Source organism: Leucobacter sp. USHLN153 (assembly GCF_037145615.1).
Taxonomy (GTDB): Bacteria; Actinomycetota; Actinomycetes; order Actinomycetales; family Microbacteriaceae; genus Leucobacter.
This window is the reverse complement of sequence record NZ_JBBCXE010000009.1, coordinates 1-1,680: the sequence shown is the minus strand read 5'-3', so window position 1 is coordinate 1,680 and position 1,680 is coordinate 1. Positions and strand designations below refer to the sequence as shown.

Here is a 1,680-nt window from a genome sequence, read left to right as displayed (position 1 = left end):
AACATTCTCTGCACCACCCACGCTTTGCGTGTGTGGTGAGTTGCTCCTTAGAAAGGAGGTGATCCAGCCGCACCTTCCGGTACGGCTACCTTGTTACGACTTAGTCCTAATCACCAGTCCCACCTTCGACAGCTCCCTCCCCACAAGGGGGTTAGGCCACCGGCTTCGGGTGTTACCGACTTTCATGACTTGACGGGCGGTGTGTACAAGGCCCGGGAACGTATTCACCGCAGCGTTGCTGATCTGCGATTACTAGCGACTCCGACTTCATGGGGTCGAGTTGCAGACCCCAATCCGAACTGAGACCGACTTTTTGGGATTCGCTCCACCTCGCGGTATCGCAACCCTTTGTATCGGCCATTGTAGCATGCGTGAAGCCCAAGACATAAGGGGCATGATGATTTGACGTCATCCCCACCTTCCTCCGTGTTGACCACGGCAGTATCCCATGAGTTCCCACCATAACGTGCTGGCAACATAGGACGAGGGTTGCGCTCGTTGCCGGACTTAACCGAACATCTCACGACACGAGCTGACGACAACCATGCACCACCTGTAACCGAGTGTCCAAAGAGTCCTGTATCTCTACAGTGTTCTCGGCTATGTCAAGCCTTGGTAAGGTTCTTCGCGTTGCATCGAATTAATCCGCATGCTCCGCCGCTTGTGCGGGCCCCCGTCAATTCCTTTGAGTTTTAGCCTTGCGGCCGTACTCCCCAGGCGGGGAACTTAATGCGTTAGCTACGACACAGAACCCGTGGAACAGGCCCTACATCTAGTTCCCAACGTTTACGGCATGGACTACCAGGGTATCTAATCCTGTTCGCTCCCCATGCTTTCGCTCCTCAGCGTCAGTTACGGCCCAGAGATCTGCCTTCGCCATCGGTGTTCCTCCTGATATCTGCGCATTCCACCGCTACACCAGGAATTCCAATCTCCCCTACCGCACTCTAGCTTGCCCGTACCCACTGCAGGCCCGAGGTTGAGCCTCGGGTTTTCACAGCAGACGCGACAAGCCGCCTACGAGCTCTTTACGCCCAATAATTCCGGACAACGCTTGCACCCTACGTATTACCGCGGCTGCTGGCACGTAGTTAGCCGGTGCTTTTTCTGCAGGTACCGTCACTTGCGCTTCTTCCCTACTAAAAGAGGTTTACAACCCGAAGGCCGTCATCCCTCACGCGGCGTTGCTGCATCAGGCTTGCGCCCATTGTGCAATATTCCCCACTGCTGCCTCCCGTAGGAGTCTGGGCCGTGTCTCAGTCCCAGTGTGGCCGGTCACCCTCTCAGGCCGGCTACCCGTCGTCGCCATGGTGAGCCATTACCTCACCATCTAGCTGATAGGCCGCGAGTCCATCCCGAACCGAAATTCTTTCCACCTACACACCATGCGGTGATAGGACATATCCAGTATTAGACGCCGTTTCCAGCGCTTATCCCAGAGTTCGGGGCAGGTTACTCACGTGTTACTCACCCGTTCGCCACTCATCCACCAGAGCAAGCTCTAGCTTCAGCGTTCGACTTGCATGTGTTAAGCACGCCGCCAGCGTTCGTCCTGAGCCAGGATCAAACTCTCCGTAAAAAACGAATGCTCACCGGGCTGGGGAAAAACCAGCACCCATGAGCGAGTTCAATCTGGCAACAAAACCATCAACATCTGACGATTCGTTGTTATCCAAAAAA

1 rRNA gene is annotated in these 1,680 nt (G+C 55.3%); it reads right to left on the bottom strand.

Annotated elements, in window-relative coordinates:
• Window positions 1–51: 51 nt before the first annotated feature.
• Window positions 52–1,579 (bottom strand): 16S ribosomal RNA (locus WFH00_RS11835).
• Window positions 1,580–1,680: the final 101 nt, after the last annotated feature.